Genomic DNA, 17,113 nt, shown 5'->3' with positions numbered 1-17,113 from the left:
CGCGATTTAGAGTCCGATTTCAGACGGTTTGATGACATCTCTGAAAAAATTCAATTTCCGCCAATATTCGAGTGGATCCTTTTTTACAACCAGACTATTTGCCGGTGTGTTGAACCAGTCATAAAGGCGGGTGAGGAAAAATCTGATCGCTGCCCCACGGGCGAGAACCAGTATATTGTCAATCTCGTTTTGCTGAAGCGGGCGAACAGCACAATATGCTTTGAGCATCGCCTCGCTTTTTGTGACATTATACGAATAATCGCGTTCGAAGCACCAGGCGTTAAGGGCAATGACAAGATCATAGACAAGCATATCTGTACATGCAAAATAGAAATCTATAATGCCGGACATATGATCGTTCAGAAAGAAAACATTGTCGTTGAAGAGGTCGGCATGGATGACGCCTTGAGGTAGATCATGCGGCCAGTTGCTTTCGAGATAGTCGAGTTCCTTGTCAATTTCCTTGACAATACCCGATGCCAGTTCTTCCGCACGTCCGCGGCTCAAATTCCATAATGGGCGCCAGGCTTCAATCGAAAGGCTATTTTTTCGTTTAAGCGGAAAATCAAGCCCTGCCAGATGCATTTTTGCCATGCCTTTTCCGACTTCCCGACAATGCTCGACATTCGGTTTTCTGAGCCAGACACCTTCGAGAAAGGAAACAATGGTGGCCGGTCTTCCCACGAGTTCGCCAATCATTTTTCCGTCTTTACGTTTGACGGGTTTCGGGCAGGAAATTCCTTTTCCGGCAAGATGATTCATCAGTTCGAGGTAGAATGGCAGTTCCTCTTTCTTGACACGTTTTTCAAAGAGTGTGAGGATAAAACGTCCAGCTTCCGTATGGAGCATAAAATTCGAATTTTCGACACCTTCGGCAATACCTCTATAGGATTGCAGCGCACCAATCGAATAATCATTTAAAAATTCTGTTAATTCGTCTTCATTGATATCTGTATAAACAGCCATTATCCGCCCCTTGCGAGCAAGTTCATGCTTTCGTCACTTGTCTTTATCGGGAATTCCTTTGCCATTGACAAATTCCATATCTTCCGGCGTCAACACGACTTCCCGCAATTCCCTGTTGACCAAAAAGGTTTCATTTTCAACCGCAGTCTCTGCAATTTCTATAGTGACATCAAAACGTTTTCTGAATGCAGCAATGATTTCATCAACAATTATTTCCGGTGCCGATGCGCCGGCAGAAAGACTTACAGTATGGACATTATCCAAATGATCAAAATCTATTTCGGCTGCGCGTTGCACGAGCAGGGAACGTTTGGCGCCGAAGCGTTCGGCAACCTCTACCAGACGGCGGGAATTTGACGAATTCGGAGCACCGACAATCAAAAACAGGTCACTGCCGGGAGCGGCCGCCCTCACAGCCTCCTGACGATTGGTCGTTGCATAGCAAATCGATTCAGCAGCCGGTGGTTCAATATCGGGAAACCGCCGTTTTAATACAGCGATAATTTCAGCCGTATCTTCCACAGACAAAGTCGTCTGGCTAACAAAACCCAATTTTTGACCGGGCAATGGCTGATAATTTTCGGCATCTTCAACATTTTCAATCAAAGTCACAGTTCCCGGATCAACCTGTCCCATAGTTCCGATGACTTCGGGATGACCGGAATGGCCAATCAGAATGACATGACGCCCGTTGCGCTGGTGACGCATAGCCTGTTTATGCACTTTTGAAACCAGCGGACAGGTTGCATCAAGATAAAAAAGATTTTGCAACCGTGCGGTTTCAGGTACCGATTTCGGTACACCATGGGCTGAAAAAATAACCGGTTGGTTATGATGTTCGGCTGGTATTTCATCAAGCTCTTCGACAAAAATTGCACCTCGCGCCTGTAATCCTTCTACAACATAACGATTATGCACAATTTCATGACGCACATAGACCGGCGCACCATATTTTTTCAAAGCGAGAATGACGATCTGTATTGCTCTGTCGACACCGGCACAAAAGCCGCGCGGTCCGCAGAGGCGTATTGTTAATGGTGGTTTCGATATCATAACCTGTCCTTGAGAAGCGCCCTTAACCTAAGGCTTGAAACTTTCAGGCACTCACATGCGCCATTGTGGCTGCATATACAAGAAGAACGAATAGGAAAAGTGCTATAGCCAAACCTTTTGCCCTATGGTGCTGAGCTTTTTTTTGAATTTCTGTAAGTGCAATCTGGTCAAGATGCTTTTGCTCGTCCATTGTCACGCTCCCAAATAGGATATTAGGCGAGTAGCCAGCGATTCTACGAGTAATATAGCAAAGAGAGCCGCGAGATAGATTAGCGAAAAGAAAAACAATTTCTTTGCCTTTGCTACTGTTTGCTCACGTTGTCCGGTTTTCCAAAGCTCGTAAGAATAATAGATAAAAATAACACCTAAAATCGTTGACAAAATTCCATAAGTGATGCCCGCAAAACCTATAAAATAAGGCGCAATACCGCAAAGAGCCATGAGAATTGCGTAAACCAATATCTGATTTTTGGTCGACCGTTCACCCTTCACATTAGGCATCATAGGGATATGCGCTTCCCCGTAATCGGTCGTGACAAAAAGCGAAAGTGCCCAGAAATGCGGCGGGGTCCACATAAATATGATGAGGAATAATATAACGCTCTCGATACTGATTGTGCCTGTTGCTGCTGCCCATCCGATCATAGGAGGAAAAGCACCGGCGGCACCGCCAATAACAATGTTTTGCGGTGTCGAACGTTTAAGCCACATTGTATAAATCACAACATAAAAGAATATTGTAAAGGCAAGGAATGCGGCCGAAAACCAGTTGATGAAAATGCCCATTGTGAATACTGACAAGGCAGAAAGCACAAGCCCGAAAACCAGCACTTCTCCGCCAGTTACCTTGCCAGCAGGTATCGGACGTTTTCTGGTGCGTTTCATGATGGCATCAATGTCGGCATCATACCACATATTCAAAGCACCGGATGCTCCGCCGCCAACAGCAATACATAAAATCGCAACAAAGCCTAAAACCGGATTGATAGGTTCGGGGGCAACCATCATGCCGACAAGAGCTGTAAAGACCACAAGTGACATCACCCGCGGTTTTAACAGAATTATATAGTCATTCGCATCCGCCGGAGAAGCAATCGGCATATGCGGTTGAGGCGATTCTTGCTTTGATATAGACATATATAAACCGTTCTTCTACGCACCTTTTCAGGCTACACTTTGTAAATCAAGTTGCAGACCGTCTGTTTTTTAACAGGCAAAACAAACCCATTCTATAGAAACTATATTAGCAAAAAAACCAACCGTAAATTTGTTTATTGATATATGGGCATAATTTTCTTCACGCCGTTATTCGCTCGCACTTTTGTGAACTAATCTGATAAATAACGAAAATACGAAAAATTTTCGAGAATTCTTATTTGGAAATCATCATTTCAATAAAATAATTCATTGGTTGACAGAGAGGTACTGAACGCGAAAATACCTTAGGAATATAGTATTAACGAGCGGCTTCTACCGTAATTTGCTAATTTCTGGATGAACAGCACGATCAACCAGAATTGCGAGGGCATCACAACTTTCGTGGAGTAGTGACATCTCATGGGGTGGTGATAGTGTTCACTCTTTACCAAAAGCTACCCTTATATCAGAATGGCAGCAATTGTCGGGATAGTAGACCGTACAAAAAAATTTCGCTAATGATCTCGCTATATTATGATCTCGTTATTTTGTAATAACCGGCACTTTTTCCCAGACATCTTTGTTTGGCGGTGACGGCAATTGCCATTCCAATGTCAAAGCCCCCTCGCCCCATGGATTATCTTGTGCTTTCCGTTTCATAATGAAGGTTTCAGCCAAACCAAAAAGAAAAACAGCAACCGAGACGGCAGCGAGAAGTGCACCGAGAGACGATGAAACGCCTAGCGCATTCTGGTTGAAAATAATTCCACCGCTCAGTTGGTTGAGATGTTGAGGCAGGAAAATAGCATTAACGCCGATAAACAATGACCAGAAGTGCACTTGTATTGTGGATTTGCGGCAAATATAGCCCGTCATTTTTGGTAACCAGTAATACCAGCCGGCAAAAATAGCAAAGACTGCACTTAAAGAGAGAATGTAATGGAAATGGGCGACAAAAATGGACTGGTTCCATTGGTTCGCAGCATTTGCAGTGGCTACAAGTTGCAGCACTGAAATTTGCCCCATCACGACGATGAAGACAAAGCCCATTGCCCAGAGCATCGGCGTTTCGAATTTAAACCGGCTTTTTAACAATGTGACCAGCCAGCTCAAGATGATAAACGCTGTTGGCAAAACGACAAAAGGCAGTGCAACCTTGAAATAATGCCCCATGATCTCGGGTTTTTCGAATTGAAAGAGATCGTTCATCCAGAGAACCAGACTGATCGCACCTATAAATATCATCGCCGCAATTACAACATTTTCCATCCACAGACGACGCTTGCAGAAAGTAACCAGTATTTCACTGACAATTCCGAACGCTGGCAATAAAAGAACATAGATTTGCGGATGGCTGAAAAACCACACCATCATCGATAGTTGTCCGACAGTGGTAGAGCCGCTCATTATCAATTCGGTCAAAGCAGCAAGCATTGCCGGCACCGAAACCAGCCCCAGAAAAGAGGATACAAGCACCGACCATACAAATACCGGCAAACGTGAAAGTGTAAGGCCGGGGGCACGCATTGTAATAATTGTCGTAATAAAATTGACAAAACTGATTATGAATGAAATCGAACCGACAAAAACGCTTGCCAACATTAAAAATTTGAAGCGGCTTTCGTCGCCGATAGATAAAAGCGCCATAAAGCCCAAAACAATTGTGAGAGGCAAAAGTAAAAAAGCCAACAAATTTGCGCGGGGAAATGCGACATTATGAGTACCGATCATTAACGGGATAAACCAGTTGGCAAAACCGCCAACCAGAGCAGGCATAACCATAAAGAACACGAGAATCAGCGCGTGGGCGGTGTTCATGAACGACAACAGGACAGGGTCACTGGAAAAAGAAACCGGAAGGAAAGCCAAACCCGTACCGTTTAAAGCCAGACGCAAAACAAACGAAAATATCGCCCCGATAACACCGGCAACAATAGCAAGCACCAGATAGAGAGTGCCAATAGTTCTGCTATCCGGATTTAATATCGACGAAAAAAAACTTCTTTTTACGTGTTCAGACATCAATTTTGCCAAATAATATCAAGCAATCTGTTGATTGCGGAACCTCTTTTTCATTGCTTTAACAACATTTTCTTATCAAAACAATGCGACAAACAGCCCCAAATAGAAACAGCTTTACGACAATTTTGTCAAATTTTCGCGTTTTTGCCATGTTCTCGCCCAAGAATTGAACACTATGTTATTTCAGTTGTGTATGGTTTATAGTCTAGAGCTCTTGGGCACTTTTCACAAAGGCTGAAGCGCGATAACGTCATGATGATTCGAGCAGGAGTTTCCATGTCACTTCGTCAATTCTTCAAACGAGCTTGTGGCGTTGCCGCGTATTCGGTTTCCATAATGGGGCTTTGTCTTGCTTTAGCACAAGCACAAAACCAGCAGGCACCAAACCAGCAGGATGTACCTGCTCCGAAAACTTTTGGAGCATGGACAAAAGTCTGTTCTTTGCCGCCCGGGACACCGAATGTTCAATGTGAAGTTGTACAAAATGTGCGGGCGCAAAACCGGCCGGATATTGCTTTTCGTGTAACGCTTTATAAGCTGCCGAAGAATCAGGGGACACTGATGCGTGTCTTTGTTCCGATCCGAGTTGAACTGCGTCTGGGTGTCGGCATCAAGATTGATAATAAAGACATGGGCAAGATGGAATATCGGCGCTGCCTTGGTGACAATTGTGTGGCAGAAGCATTCCTGAAAGATGACGATCTCAAATCGTTTCTTGAAGGGAAAATGGCAACCTATTTCATATTCACAACACCTGAAGAGGGCGTTGGCGGTATGATTGATCTCAATGGTTTGAAAGACGCCTATAATTCATTACCCAAAGAATAATGAAGCCGATATCATTCAACCGGAACTTTTCCCGGTCAACAAAGCTTGAAGCAGCCTTTATAAACGCGTTTGTTGTTTTTATATAAACAATGCAAATGACAGCTTGATAGACAGGAAAATTATATGAAACCGCTGATCGAACAATTCGACGTTGGAGCCAATGATGTCCAATCAATTGTAAAGGACACGTTGAAAAATGCTGATGACGGAGAACTGTTTCTTGAATATCGGGAAAGTGAATCACTCCTTTTCGATAATGGCAGATTGAAAAATGGTTCTTTCGATCAGGATAAAGGCTTCGGTTTACGCGCTGTCACGGGCGAGGCAACAGGTTACGCCCATTCCGGAGAGCTTACAAAAGCGGCATTAAAAAGAGCGTCTGATGCGGCAAAAGCTGTCACCAACGGTTACCAAGGAAATTACAGTGCAGCGCCACGCGGCACCAATAAAAAGCTTTATGACGAATTAAACCCGCTCTCTAAACCTTCGTTTCAAACTAAAGTTGCCCTCCTCCAAAAGATCGATTCCTATATTCGCAATAAAAATGATGCCGTTCGGCAAGTCTCTGTATCTCTTGCCGGTTCTCTGCAACAGGTCGAGATTTTACGTGCCGATGGAGAGCTTGTGCGCGACGTTCGCCCGCTTGTGCGCCTTGCCGTATCTGTGGTTGCAGCTAAAGGTGACAGACTTGAAAACGGCTTTTATGGCTGTGGCGGTCGTGAAGCTTTCGACCGCTTTATCACCGAAGACAATTGGCAAATGGCAGCCGATGAAGCGCTCCGTATGGCTCTCATAAACCTTGAGGCCGAGCCTGCTCCGGCTGGCACATTCGACGTTGTTCTTGCAAGCGGGTGGCCGGGTGTCATGTTGCATGAAGCTGTTGGGCACGGGCTTGAAGGCGATTTTAACCGCAAAAAAACTTCCGCTTTTTCAGGTCTCATGGGGCAACAGGTTGCTGCAAAAGGTGTAACCGTTATTGATGACGGCTCGATTGCAGGGCGTCGTGGGTCGCTTACTGTTGATGACGAAGGGACACCTTCCGCACGCAACGTTCTCATCGAAGACGGAAAGCTTGTCGGCTATATGCAAGACCGGCTTAATGCACGTTTGATGGGGATGCGTCCCACCGGCAACGGACGGCGTGAATCCTATGCCTGTGCACCGATGCCCAGAATGACCAATACAATGATGTTAGGCGGCCAATACACACCTGAAGAAGTGCTCGGCTCCTTGAAGGATGGCATTTATGCCGTTTCCTTCGGTGGCGGTCAGGTTGACATCACTTCGGGAAAATTTGTGTTTGAATGTACAGAAGCTTACCGCGTTAAAAACGGTAAAATTGTTGCTCCGATCAAAGGCGCTACGCTTATCGGCAATGGTCCGGAAGCCATGAAACGCATCACAATGATCGGTAATGACCCCAAGCTGGATAATGGTATCGGTACCTGTGGCAAGAATGGTCAAAGTGTTCCTGTCGGCGTTGGACTTCCGCATTTGCGTATCAATGGAATGACGATTGGTGGCACTGCCGTTTGAACGGCTTGGTGCAAGCTTGTTTCATAACCTATCGCATTTCTGAAATGCTGAACATTTACCCTGCATTCCGGTCGAATGACCAATGCGGGGCATTCAATGATGATGAAATCGGTTAAACCTTTTTAACCGGTCGTGATCGTTATGCTTGAAATCCGGATAGTGCAGAGCAGTTTTTACCGGCAACCTCTTCCGGCGCCGGTCAATAAGAGGAGACACTTATTTTCCACGTCCCCCGAATAAGCTCCCGCATCTATAACTTACAGCTCTATTTGCTCTTCAGATTTCAATTCAAAATAATTTCCTTTTCATATCTAGTGATTGCGATAACATTGCAGATGCCGCCGTACCGATGAAAGAGGCCGGTCTTTTATCTCACAAACAAATTAAGACAGAAAAATTTGATTCCATGACGGAATTATCTTGTTTTTTCTGTAGTTTGCGTTGAAAATGGAGAACAAATTTTGTAGGCAAAATAATGAAATTGCCCCGTGAGGGTTTTCATCATTGAAAGGAATTTCCATGTACACGGTCGTGTCTGGTCAGCCTCAAAAGCTGTCTCATCATTTTACACTTCCAAAAATTATCAGCGCTTTATTCATTGTGCTTGCCGCGATTTGGCTCTCGGCTGCCTATCGTGTTGAGCAAGGGCTTTTGCTTCTCGTCGGTGCAGCCCTTGGAATAACGCTTTACCATGCGTCATTCGGCTTTACGTCGGCCTGGCGCAATTTCATCCTAGAAGGTCGCGGCCGCGGTTTGCGCGTGCAAATGCTGATGCTGGCAATTGCTGTCCTGCTTTTTTTCCCGACTTTAAGCCTTGGCGAAGTTTTCGGACATCCCGTCAATGGCTCGCTCGCCCCTTTGAGCCTTTCCGTTATCATCGGAGCATTTATGTTCGGAATGGGAATGCAACTTGCCGGTGGCTGCGCTTCCGGCGTACTATTTACTCTCGGTGGCGGTAATGCCCGTATGCTTCTCGTTCTCGCATTTTTTGTTCTTGGCGGTTTTGTTTCAACGGCACATGCATCATTCTGGGCAAATATGCCGGCATTACAACCCGTTTCGCTGGTTAAAACCCTCGGCGCACCATTAGGCATTGTTATTTCACTCGTGCTCTTTGCAATTATTGCCGCACTAACAGTCGTCATCGAAAAACGTCGCCACGGCGCACTTGAACAGGAAAAGCCGACAACTCATAAAGGTCTACAACGTTTTTTCCGTGGTCCTTGGCCAATGGTTTGGGGCGGCGTTGCTCTGGCACTCCTTAATTACCTGACACTGGTTATCTCCGGTAAGCCGTGGAGCATTGCCGGCGCCTTTCCGATTTGGGGAGCGAAGATCAGCACCGCTCTTGGCGTCGATGTCGCAAGTTGGCAGTTCTGGCAAAACCCCGGCAACGCCAAAAACTTGAGCTCAAGCATATTTTCCAATGTCACTTCGGTGATGGATTTCGGCATTATTGCCGGTGCAATGTTGGCCGCTGGTCTCGCTGGCCGTTTTGCATTCAAATTCCGTATGCCGATCGGCTCCGCATGTGCTGCCGTTATTGGTGGTCTGCTTCTCGGCTATGGTGCCCGCGTTGGCTTTGGCTGCAATATCGGCGCATATTTTTCAGGTATCGCATCTGGCAGCTTGCATGGCTGGCTTTGGGTTGTGGCCGCGTTCTTCGGAAATACGGCCGGGGTTTACCTAAGACCAGTTTTTTATAAAAATCCGCAAACTGCACCACAGATCAAATCGTGCTAGTGATTATAGCTGTTTTACTTCTTTAAAGGCGCCAGCCCGGTTTGGGCTTGCGCTTTTTAAGCAAAGCAACTGCCTCGACATGGGGGGACCATAAAAACTGGTCTATTGGCACGAGCTTTTCAATTGTGTAGCCACCCTCAATCAAAATAGACAAATCACGCGCCATTGTGACCGGATTACAGGAAACCGCAACCACATGCGGAATATTTGTTTTGGCAATTTCGCGCGCTTGTTCTTCGGCACCTGCCCGCGGCGGGTCAAAAACAAGCCCATCAAAAGCTTCCAATTCACGCGGCAAAAGTGGACGACGGAATAAATCCCGCTTTTCATAGGTTACAGTCTTCAGCCCGACCGATTGTCGATAGGCACGATCAAGGCTTTTCAAAGCGTCATCATCATTTTCAACGGCATGAACTTTCATTTTTTCGGCCATTCGGAACGTAAATGTGCCTGCACCGGAAAAAAGATCAGCCGCGTTTTTGGTTTTTTTCAAGCCTTGCATGACGAGGTTAGCCATAAACTCTTCCGCTTCTCTGGTTGCTTGCAAAAAACCGCCTGCCGCAAGTTCCACCACGGCCGCACCAAAATGAAGCTCAGGTCTTTCTTTCTCTATGATGATCTCGCCATCCGCCGTCAAACGAATAAAAGATTGCTTCAAGCCCTCTTCTACAAGCCGTTGGCGCAATCTTTCGTCATTGATTTTACAGCCTTCCAAGGCGACATCAATTCCGTTTTCAGCCAGTGTCACATTAATCCGTATTTCCTTCGCGTAATTTGCCAATAATGCGGCAACCGATCTGATTGCCCCAAGTGCATCAACAAGCTCCGGACGCGAGACGGGACATTCCTCAATGGCCACAACTTCATGGGATTGGTAGCGATTGAACCCGACAATTTGTCCTTTTGGCGTGACACGGGCAGTTAATATCATACGCCGACGCGTATGGGGCTCACATGGAATAACGGGATCCACATCGGTTGTTATGTTTCTCCCCTCCAATGCGTCGACGACCAGAGATCTTTTCCACATTTGGTAGGGTTCGTCAGCCCAATGCTGCAAGGCACAACCACCGCAGGCCTCGAAATGTTTGCATTTTGCTTCAACTCTTTCGGGCGAGCGTTTTTTCAAAGCAATAATAGTCCCGTGACCATTTTCGGCGGCGATATTGGCAACTTCTTGAGGAAGCGCGAACGGGACATAGACTGCGCCATGTTTCGTCTTTGCAACACCATCACCGGCGACACCGACATGGTCGATTACGACCTCTTCAATCATTGCTTTTTTCTCCAAAAAGTAAATATTCGCGATTTCCGTCTCCACCTTCAATCGGTGAAGCGATCAGCCCCTTTGCCCGCCAATTATCAAGCCCGTCAAGCCAACTAAAAAGCTCGCGAGCCACACTTTCTGCACGGGATGGATCTTTGACAATGCCGCCCCGTCCTAAACCTTCGCGCCCGATTTCAAATTGTGGTTTGACAAGAAGCACAGCCTGCGCGCCGCTTTCAGCCAAACTTAATGCCGGTGGCAGAGCCAATTTTAACGAAATGAAACTTACATCCGAGACGACGAGTTGAACTTGACGATTTTTCAAGTGTGCTTTCTCAAGGTCACGGGCATTCAACCCCTCGTAAAGGGTGATTGCCGGATGACCGATAAGTGAAGGATGGAGTTGCCCGTGCCCGACATCAACGGCTATAACGTGACTTGCCCCTTTTTTGAGTAAAACTTCGGTAAACCCGCCCGTTGAAGCGCCAATATCAAGCGCGGTTACACCCTCGGTTTTAACCGGAAAATATGAAAGCGCCGCAATAAGTTTCAAAGCGGCACGGGATACATAATGTTGCGCAGGGTCAAAAACGCCGATATCGGCGCTTTCCAAAACAGCTTGCCCTGCTTTTTTCACAACAACGCCGTTGATTGTCACAGTGCCTCGAGCAATTGCATCCCTTGCACGTGAACGTGTTGAAAAGAAATTCTTTTCAACAAGAAGTGTGTCCAATCTCAGCCGTTCCGGCATTTCAGGCCCGAATTTGTGGTGTCACCAATGCTTCGCGTCCGAGAGCGGCAAAGACTGTATTGACAATACCGGTTTTATCAAGCCCAATCTCGGAAAGAATTTTTGATTGCGGGCCATGATAGAGATATTTATCCGGCAATGTCAGAGTGCGGATTTTTAACCCTTTGTCGAGCAATCCATCCCTTGCAAGGAATTGCAAAACTTGCGCACCGAAACCTCCGGCTGCCCCTTCTTCGATCGTCACAAGAACCTCATGTTCCTGAGCAAGACGGCGAACGAGATCTTCGTCGAGCGGTTTTGCAAAACGGGCATCTGCAACCGTTGTCGAAAGTCCGGCGGCTCCCAGTTCATCCGCAGCAGCAAGCGCATCCTGCAAACGGGTACCAAAACCCAATAATGCCACTTTATTCCCCTCGCGAAGAATGCGTCCCTTTCCGATTTCGATCAATTCGCCGCGTTCCGGTAGTTTAAGACCAACGCCTTCACCGCGTGGATAGCGGAAAGAAATTGGCCCCTGATCATAGGCAGCAGCCGTGCGCACCATATTCATCAATTCCAGTTCGTCGGACGGTGCCATGACAACAAAACCCGGAAGTGCCGACAAAAAGACCGTATCATAACTTCCTGCATGGGTTGAGCCATCGGCACCAACAAAACCCGCGCGGTCAATTGCAAATTTCACCGGCAATTGTTGTATGGAAACATCATGCACAATCTGGTCATAAGCACGCTGGAGAAATGTGGAATAAATCGCCACGAAAGGTTTGAGACCTTCACAAGACATACCGGCTGCAAAAGTGACTGCATGTTGCTCGGCAATGCCGACATCGAACATACGGTCAGGAAACTTTTCGGCAAATTTGTCGAGCCCTGTTCCGGAAGGCATTGCAGCAGTAACCGCAACAATCTTGTCGTCTAGCGTTGCTTCTTTAATCAAAGAATCGGCAAATACTTTGGTGTAGGAGGGAGCTTTGCTCTGAACTTTTATTTGTTCGCCGGTTACGACATTGAAACGGCTAACTCCATGATATTTGTCACTTGCTGCTTCAGCCGGTGCATAGCCCTTGCCCTTGCGCGTAACAACATGAACAAGAACCGGACCATTCGGATGTTCGCGGACATTTTTCAAAACCGGCAGGAGATGCTCGATATTGTGACCGTCGATCGGCCCGACATAATAAAAACCAAGTTCCTCAAAAAGCGTGCCACCGGTCAAAAAGCCACGCGCAAATTCTTCCCCGCGACGGGCTTTATCCCAGAAAAATTTGGGAAGCTTTTTACTCAAAGCTTTGGCGCGTTCACGCAGATTACGGTATGAAGGGCTTGAAACCAGCCGTGCAAGATAGGCACTCATCGCTCCGGTTGGCGGAGCAATCGACATATCGTTATCGTTGAGTATAACAATGAGACGTGCGTCAAGCGAACCGGCATTGTTCATCGCTTCATAAGCCATGCCAGCAGACATTGCGCCATCACCGATAACGGCAACAACATTACGCTTTTTTTCGTGCTTAAGTTCACTGGCAACAGCCATACCGAGGCCTGCAGAAATGGACGTTGAAGAATGCCCTGCCCCGAACGGATCATAAATGCTTTCGCTGCGTTTGGTAAAACCTGATAGCCCCCCTTCCTGACGAAGGGTACGAATACGATCCCGCCTGCCAGTCAGTATTTTATGAGGGTAAGCCTGATGACCGACATCCCAGATGATGCGGTCCTCGGGTGTATTAAACACATAATGCAAAGCGACAGTAAGTTCTACCACGCCGAGCCCCGCGCCCAAATGTCCCCCTGTTACCGATACGGCATCAATTGTTTCAGCCCGCAATTCATTAGCGACTTCTGTCAAGGCGCTTTCCGGCAAGCGGCGCAGATCCTCCGGCAGATGTATCTTGTCCAACAATGGTGTTGATGGTCGCGACAAATTATTTTCCTTAGTTGTTTTCAACTGTTAACACATTTTCCTGTTTGCCAAAGCTTTACAGCTTTTGACGCAAATTTGCACCTTAAAACTCAAAAATTTTGGTTATTTAACGCTTGGCTTTTATCAAATTGCGATGATTGTCTCCTCTTATCCGCTCAAAACTATCGACAAGACATATTTTTCAAGCTTTATGATGCGCTTGATAACAAATAAAGATGCGCCATATGACCAAACCACAGGCAGTTTTTTCACTGTGGTTATAAGATTAGCGTAAGTTAGATGATAGACAATGGTTGAAGAATATTTACAACATTGGATTTCGCAATATGGCCCGTTTGCCTATTTCTTCATCCTCTATTTCGAATCATTTGGCGCTCCTGTCCCGGGAGAAAGCGGCCTTATCGCCGGCTCTCTGCTTGCCGCTGCCGGAAAGCTCGATTTGTTGCCCATGTTGCTTTGTGCTTTTACAGGAAGTGTACTTGGCGATTGCACCGGTTATGCTATAGGCCATTTCGGCGGCGAAAAACTTTTATTGCGCTACGGACATTACGTAAAACTCACACCGGAACGGCTCGAAAAGTTTCAAAATATGCTTGATAAACGTGGCTTTTTCTTCGTTGCCACGGCCCGTTTCATTGTAATTTTGCGCCAATTGAACGGTCTTATTGCCGGTTCCGGAGGAATGGCTTTTCCAAAATTTCTGGTCGCCAATATTATCGGGGCAGCCGCTTGGACGCTTGTTTGGGGCGGCGGCCCCTATCTTGTAAAATTTTTATTCTAAATTCCGCTTATTGTTCGGCATCAAGCGGTTCCAGTCCTTCCGGCTCTCCCTCGCGCGACAACCGAATTTTATCAACCTTGTTTTCAGCTTCTTTCAAAAGCTTGTCACAATGTTTTTTCAAAGCTTCTCCACGCTCATATATACGAATTGTCTCATCAAGCGCGACATCGCCGCGCTCGAGTTTTTCAACAATTTCTTCCAACGCGCCAAGTGCTTTCTCGAAACTCATTTGAGAAACATCGGCATTATCTTTCTGTTCTGCCATTCGAGCCTCACAAAATATCTGTTTTTTCTATATGGATACCAAAACCTTCAAGGCCAACATAATGGCGCTCGCGCGAGGCATAAAGAATAACCGAGGTAATGCCAAGGCTTTTGAGAATCTGCGCTCCAAGACCGATCTGGCGCCATTCTTCCTCACGCTCGACAGCCTGTTCATGTGTCTCGAGCCCTTCCATAGCCATTTCGCGATCACGGTTCTCGTCGGTGCTCCCGACGCCAACAGACCCGGCTCTGAGATAGACAAAAACACCGCGTTTTTCTTTTTCAGCCATAAGTCGCAGCACAGATTCAATTTCGTGTTTTTTACCAAAAACATCGGAGACAACATTTTCACGTTGCAAACGGACAGGAATGTTTTCACCGTCACGGATATCACCAAAAACAACGGCAACATGTTGCATCGGCTCCCAAGGCAATTGATAGCTGTGGGCAACAGCGGGCCCGACAAGTGTATCAACTTTCATCTCGTCAACATGTTCGATGAGCGTTTCTTTACGTTGGCGATAGGCTATAAGATCAGCCACTGTCACGACATGAAGATTATGTTCTTCAGCAAATTTTCTTACCTCGGGACCGTGTTTGACAGTTCCGTCATCATTCATCAGTTCGCCAATCACGCCAACCGGAGGAAGATTTGCAAGTTTGCACAAATCGACAGCCGCTTCTGTGTGGCCGGAGCGCATCAACACACCGCCTTCACGGGCAATAAGCGGAAATACGTGTCCCGGACGACTGAAATCGGACGCGCTGGCGTTCGGATTTGCGAGATTCCTCACTGTCAATGTCCGATCCTCGGCAGAAATACCTGTTGTCGTACCATGCAGAAAATCAACCGTTACAGTAAAGGCTGTGTGATGAGCCGAATCATTATTTGAAACCATAGGGGCAAGATTGAGCCGTTTTGCTTCCTCGCCGGTCATCGGCGCGCAAATAATTCCGGACGTATTCCGCACAATAAAGGCCATCTTTTCTGGTGTGCAATGAACGGCTGCAACAATAAGGTCACCTTCATTTTCACGGCCATTATCATCTGTAACCGCAACAATTTCACCGCGCTCGAACGCTCTTATAGCGTCCACGACCGATTTCTGGTTGAATGTCATAATAGTCCTTTCAGATCCGGCCTGTTTGGCCGCGATGTCTAAGATAATGGTCGGCAATGGCACAAGCCACCATCGCTTCCCCAACTGGTACAGCCCTTATTCCAACACAAGGATCGTGCCGCCCTTTTGTCACTACATCAACATTATTGCCATCAACATCCACTGAACGGCGCGGTGTCAATATCGATGATGTAGGTTTGACTGCAAAACGCGCAATGACCGGTTCGCCGTTGGAAATACCTCCCAGAATACCGCCAGCATGATTGCTTAAAAAAACCGGTCTTCCATTTTCCCCATGCCGCATTTCGTCGGCATTTTCTTCGCCTGTCAAGCGGGCAGCGTTAAATCCTTCACCGATTTCAACGGCCTTGACTGCATTGATCGACATAAGGAAGGATGCAATATCCTGATCAAGTTTCCCGTAAATCGGTGCGCCAAGCCCGGCAGGTACATTGTCTGCAACAATTTCTACTATAGCACCGATTGACGAACCTTCTTTACGAATTTCATCAAGATAAGTTGCGAATTTTTCAGCGGCTATCTTATCGGGGGTAAAAAACGGATTATTATCAACCTCATTCCAATCCCAACGGGAGCGGTCAATATCGATTGCGCCAATGGCAATCACTGCCCCACGCACACGAAGATTCGGAACAACTTTTCGGGCTATTGCGCCGGCAGCAACACGCGCTGCAGTCTCACGTGCCGAAGAACGCCCGCCACCACGATAATCGCGAATGCCATATTTGACATCATAAGTATAATCGGCATGTCCGGGACGATATTCGCGGGCAAGATTGCCATAATCTTTCGACCGCTGATCGGTGTTCTCGATCATCATCGAAATCGGCGTTCCGGTTGTGATCAATTTTTCCCCGTCATCACAAGGTAACACTCCCGACAATATTTTGACCTCATCAGCTTCACGGCGCTGGGTCGTATAACGGGATTGTCCGGGTTTGCGTTTATCAAGATAAGCTTGCACCTCCGCCACCGAGAACTTTATCCCCGGAGGGCAACCGTCAATAACGCAGCCCAATGCAGGCCCATGGCTTTCGCCCCATGTTGTAACGCGGAAGAGTTTACCGAATGTATTATATGACATAAAACGCCAACCCAACTTTTCACCATTGTTTGTTCTATTGAGCTTTTGGTTCGTGGTCAAACAGTGAAAACCAAGATTGAAGCAATTTTGATCAATAACCGGATTTTTTCCACATTTCCGGCCGTTTACATTCAAAGAACCACATATCGGGACAAAAATGCACACGTTTTACAGGAAAACCATTATGTGATTTTGTATATTCTATTTTTGATTGACCAATGGCTATGGTTTCGACACAATCACCTGACATTGATTTGCAATGATTTGGTTTTGCCAAGACTTGAGCTTGCAACGACTTGAATTTGCAATAACTGGCAGTTTTACAATTGACGATTTTGAAAGGGCTAATATGAGAAAACTGGTTTTTGCGGGGATACTAGCAACATTTCTTTTCCCAGCCTTAGCTTTTGCCGATGACGTCAAAGGAACAATAACAGCTATCAATCAGGATAATAATACAATCGAACTCGACAATGGGAAAACTTACAGTTTACCGGGTGAATTCGATTATTCTGTTTTGAGTGAAGGCATGAAAGTCATCGTATTTTATGACACCGAGGGAAATGATCGTTACATTACCGATATCGAACCACAAGAAAGTTGATGATCGTTCCC

At 46.5% G+C, this 17,113-nt stretch carries 16 protein-coding genes; 5 read left to right on the top strand and 11 right to left on the bottom strand.

Translation table 11 applies throughout. The features are described from left to right. Positions 1 to 6: 6 nt before the first annotated feature. From thrB to H3S83_RS04795, 5 genes are all read right to left on the bottom strand, one after another. The gene (gene thrB / locus H3S83_RS04815; RefSeq protein WP_198225099.1) at positions 7 to 966 is read right to left on the bottom strand and encodes a homoserine kinase; all 960 of its coding nucleotides are present in this window, start codon (positions 964 to 966) and stop codon (positions 7 to 9) included. A gap of 33 nt (positions 967 to 999) precedes the next feature. Next, positions 1,000 to 2,019, bottom strand: a complete 1,020-nt coding sequence (gene ispH, locus H3S83_RS04810) for a 4-hydroxy-3-methylbut-2-enyl diphosphate reductase (RefSeq protein ID WP_077970792.1) — start codon at positions 2,017 to 2,019, stop codon at positions 1,000 to 1,002. A 43-nt stretch (positions 2,020 to 2,062) separates the two neighbouring features. Then, positions 2,063 to 2,209, bottom strand: a complete 147-nt coding sequence (locus tag H3S83_RS04805) for a hypothetical protein (RefSeq protein ID WP_188317764.1) — start codon at positions 2,207 to 2,209, stop codon at positions 2,063 to 2,065. A gap of 2 nt (positions 2,210 to 2,211) precedes the next feature. Further along, complete coding sequence (locus tag H3S83_RS04800; RefSeq protein WP_077970790.1) at positions 2,212 to 3,156, bottom strand: heme o synthase; 945 nt, start codon at positions 3,154 to 3,156, stop codon at positions 2,212 to 2,214. 543 nt (positions 3,157 to 3,699) lie between these two features. Continuing rightward, positions 3,700 to 5,178: a cbb3-type cytochrome c oxidase subunit I gene (locus H3S83_RS04795; RefSeq protein WP_198239060.1), complete on the bottom strand. Its 1,479-nt coding sequence runs from the start codon at positions 5,176 to 5,178 to the stop codon at positions 3,700 to 3,702. A 336-nt stretch (positions 5,179 to 5,514) separates the two neighbouring features. Between H3S83_RS04795 and H3S83_RS04790 the strand changes: the two genes are divergently transcribed. From H3S83_RS04790 to H3S83_RS04780, 3 genes are all read left to right on the top strand, one after another. Then, positions 5,515 to 6,006, top strand: a complete 492-nt coding sequence (locus H3S83_RS04790) for an invasion associated locus B family protein (RefSeq protein WP_246741776.1) — start codon at positions 5,515 to 5,517, stop codon at positions 6,004 to 6,006. Between the two features lie 123 nt (positions 6,007 to 6,129). After that, the gene (tldD, locus tag H3S83_RS04785; RefSeq protein WP_198239059.1) at positions 6,130 to 7,542 is read left to right on the top strand and encodes a metalloprotease TldD; all 1,413 of its coding nucleotides are present in this window, start codon (positions 6,130 to 6,132) and stop codon (positions 7,540 to 7,542) included. Positions 7,543 to 8,061: 519 nt separating this feature from the next. Beyond that, the gene (locus H3S83_RS04780; protein WP_198239058.1) at positions 8,062 to 9,285 is read left to right on the top strand and encodes a YeeE/YedE family protein; all 1,224 of its coding nucleotides are present in this window, start codon (positions 8,062 to 8,064) and stop codon (positions 9,283 to 9,285) included. 22 nt (positions 9,286 to 9,307) lie between these two features. On the opposite strand, the gene H3S83_RS04775 is transcribed toward H3S83_RS04780, so the two are convergent. From H3S83_RS04775 to dxs, 3 genes are read right to left on the bottom strand one after another with little or no spacing between them, the layout of a single operon-like run. Continuing rightward, positions 9,308 to 10,561, bottom strand: a complete 1,254-nt coding sequence (locus tag H3S83_RS04775) for a class I SAM-dependent RNA methyltransferase (protein ID WP_198225108.1) — start codon at positions 10,559 to 10,561, stop codon at positions 9,308 to 9,310. Further along, a complete protein-coding gene (locus H3S83_RS04770) occupies positions 10,554 to 11,303 on the bottom strand; it encodes a TlyA family RNA methyltransferase (RefSeq protein ID WP_198225109.1) in 750 nt (249 codons plus the stop codon). Before H3S83_RS04770 ends, H3S83_RS04775 begins: the two co-directional genes overlap by 8 nt. A gap of 1 nt (position 11,304) precedes the next feature. Further along, positions 11,305 to 13,227 (bottom strand): 1-deoxy-D-xylulose-5-phosphate synthase, encoded by a 1,923-nt coding sequence (gene dxs, locus H3S83_RS04765; RefSeq protein WP_198239057.1) that lies wholly within the window; start codon positions 13,225 to 13,227, stop codon positions 11,305 to 11,307. Positions 13,228 to 13,516: 289 nt separating this feature from the next. Here dxs and H3S83_RS04760 point away from each other — a divergent pair, with 289 nt between their 5' ends. Continuing rightward, positions 13,517 to 14,008 carry a DedA family protein gene (locus tag H3S83_RS04760; RefSeq protein WP_198237788.1) on the top strand — a complete coding sequence of 164 codons (492 nt, stop codon included), beginning with the start codon at positions 13,517 to 13,519 and terminating at the stop codon, positions 14,006 to 14,008. 7 nt (positions 14,009 to 14,015) lie between these two features. Here H3S83_RS04760 and H3S83_RS04755 read toward each other — a convergent pair whose 3' ends face one another. The 3 genes from H3S83_RS04755 to aroC are packed head-to-tail and all read right to left on the bottom strand — an operon-like array spanning position 14,016 to position 16,498. Beyond that, positions 14,016 to 14,273, bottom strand: coding sequence for an exodeoxyribonuclease VII small subunit (locus H3S83_RS04755; RefSeq protein WP_077970774.1), 258 nt, complete (start codon positions 14,271 to 14,273; stop codon positions 14,016 to 14,018). A 7-nt stretch (positions 14,274 to 14,280) separates the two neighbouring features. Continuing rightward, positions 14,281 to 15,393 (bottom strand): 3,4-dihydroxy-2-butanone-4-phosphate synthase, encoded by a 1,113-nt coding sequence (ribB, locus tag H3S83_RS04750; RefSeq protein ID WP_198239056.1) that lies wholly within the window; start codon positions 15,391 to 15,393, stop codon positions 14,281 to 14,283. Between the two features lie 10 nt (positions 15,394 to 15,403). Next, positions 15,404 to 16,498: a chorismate synthase gene (gene aroC / locus H3S83_RS04745; RefSeq protein ID WP_198239055.1), complete on the bottom strand. Its 1,095-nt coding sequence runs from the start codon at positions 16,496 to 16,498 to the stop codon at positions 15,404 to 15,406. A 349-nt stretch (positions 16,499 to 16,847) separates the two neighbouring features. Between aroC and H3S83_RS04740 the strand changes: the two genes are divergently transcribed. Further along, complete coding sequence (locus H3S83_RS04740) at positions 16,848 to 17,102, top strand: DUF1344 domain-containing protein (protein WP_077970769.1); 255 nt, start codon at positions 16,848 to 16,850, stop codon at positions 17,100 to 17,102. The last annotated feature ends 11 nt before the right edge of the window (positions 17,103 to 17,113 follow it).

The organism is Bartonella sp. W8122 (genome assembly GCF_016102485.1).
In the GTDB taxonomy this organism is placed as follows: domain Bacteria; phylum Pseudomonadota; class Alphaproteobacteria; order Rhizobiales; family Rhizobiaceae; genus Bartonella; species Bartonella apihabitans.
Note: the sequence above shows the minus strand (reverse complement) of the source record. Positions and strands in the feature narration are given on the sequence as shown.

Coding starts and splice junctions, on each gene's coding strand:
- thrB (WP_198225099.1), bottom strand. CDS start 966: ATGGCTGTTTATACAGATATCAATGAAGACGAATTAACAGAATTTTTA.
- ispH (WP_077970792.1), bottom strand. CDS start 2,019: ATGATATCGAAACCACCATTAACAATACGCCTCTGCGGACCGCGCGGC.
- H3S83_RS04805 (WP_188317764.1), bottom strand. CDS start 2,209: ATGGACGAGCAAAAGCATCTTGACCAGATTGCACTTACAGAAATTCAA.
- H3S83_RS04800 (WP_077970790.1), bottom strand. CDS start 3,156: ATGTCTATATCAAAGCAAGAATCGCCTCAACCGCATATGCCGATTGCT.
- H3S83_RS04795 (WP_198239060.1), bottom strand. CDS start 5,178: ATGTCTGAACACGTAAAAAGAAGTTTTTTTTCGTCGATATTAAATCCG.
- H3S83_RS04790 (WP_246741776.1), top strand. CDS start 5,515: ATGGGGCTTTGTCTTGCTTTAGCACAAGCACAAAACCAGCAGGCACCA.
- tldD (WP_198239059.1), top strand. CDS start 6,130: ATGAAACCGCTGATCGAACAATTCGACGTTGGAGCCAATGATGTCCAA.
- H3S83_RS04780 (WP_198239058.1), top strand. CDS start 8,062: ATGTACACGGTCGTGTCTGGTCAGCCTCAAAAGCTGTCTCATCATTTT.
- H3S83_RS04775 (WP_198225108.1), bottom strand. CDS start 10,561: ATGATTGAAGAGGTCGTAATCGACCATGTCGGTGTCGCCGGTGATGGT.
- H3S83_RS04770 (WP_198225109.1), bottom strand. CDS start 11,303: ATGCCGGAACGGCTGAGATTGGACACACTTCTTGTTGAAAAGAATTTC.
- H3S83_RS04760 (WP_198237788.1), top strand. CDS start 13,517: ATGGTTGAAGAATATTTACAACATTGGATTTCGCAATATGGCCCGTTT.
- H3S83_RS04755 (WP_077970774.1), bottom strand. CDS start 14,273: ATGGCAGAACAGAAAGATAATGCCGATGTTTCTCAAATGAGTTTCGAG.
- ribB (WP_198239056.1), bottom strand. CDS start 15,393: ATGACATTCAACCAGAAATCGGTCGTGGACGCTATAAGAGCGTTCGAG.
- aroC (WP_198239055.1), bottom strand. CDS start 16,498: ATGTCATATAATACATTCGGTAAACTCTTCCGCGTTACAACATGGGGC.
- H3S83_RS04740 (WP_077970769.1), top strand. CDS start 16,848: ATGAGAAAACTGGTTTTTGCGGGGATACTAGCAACATTTCTTTTCCCA.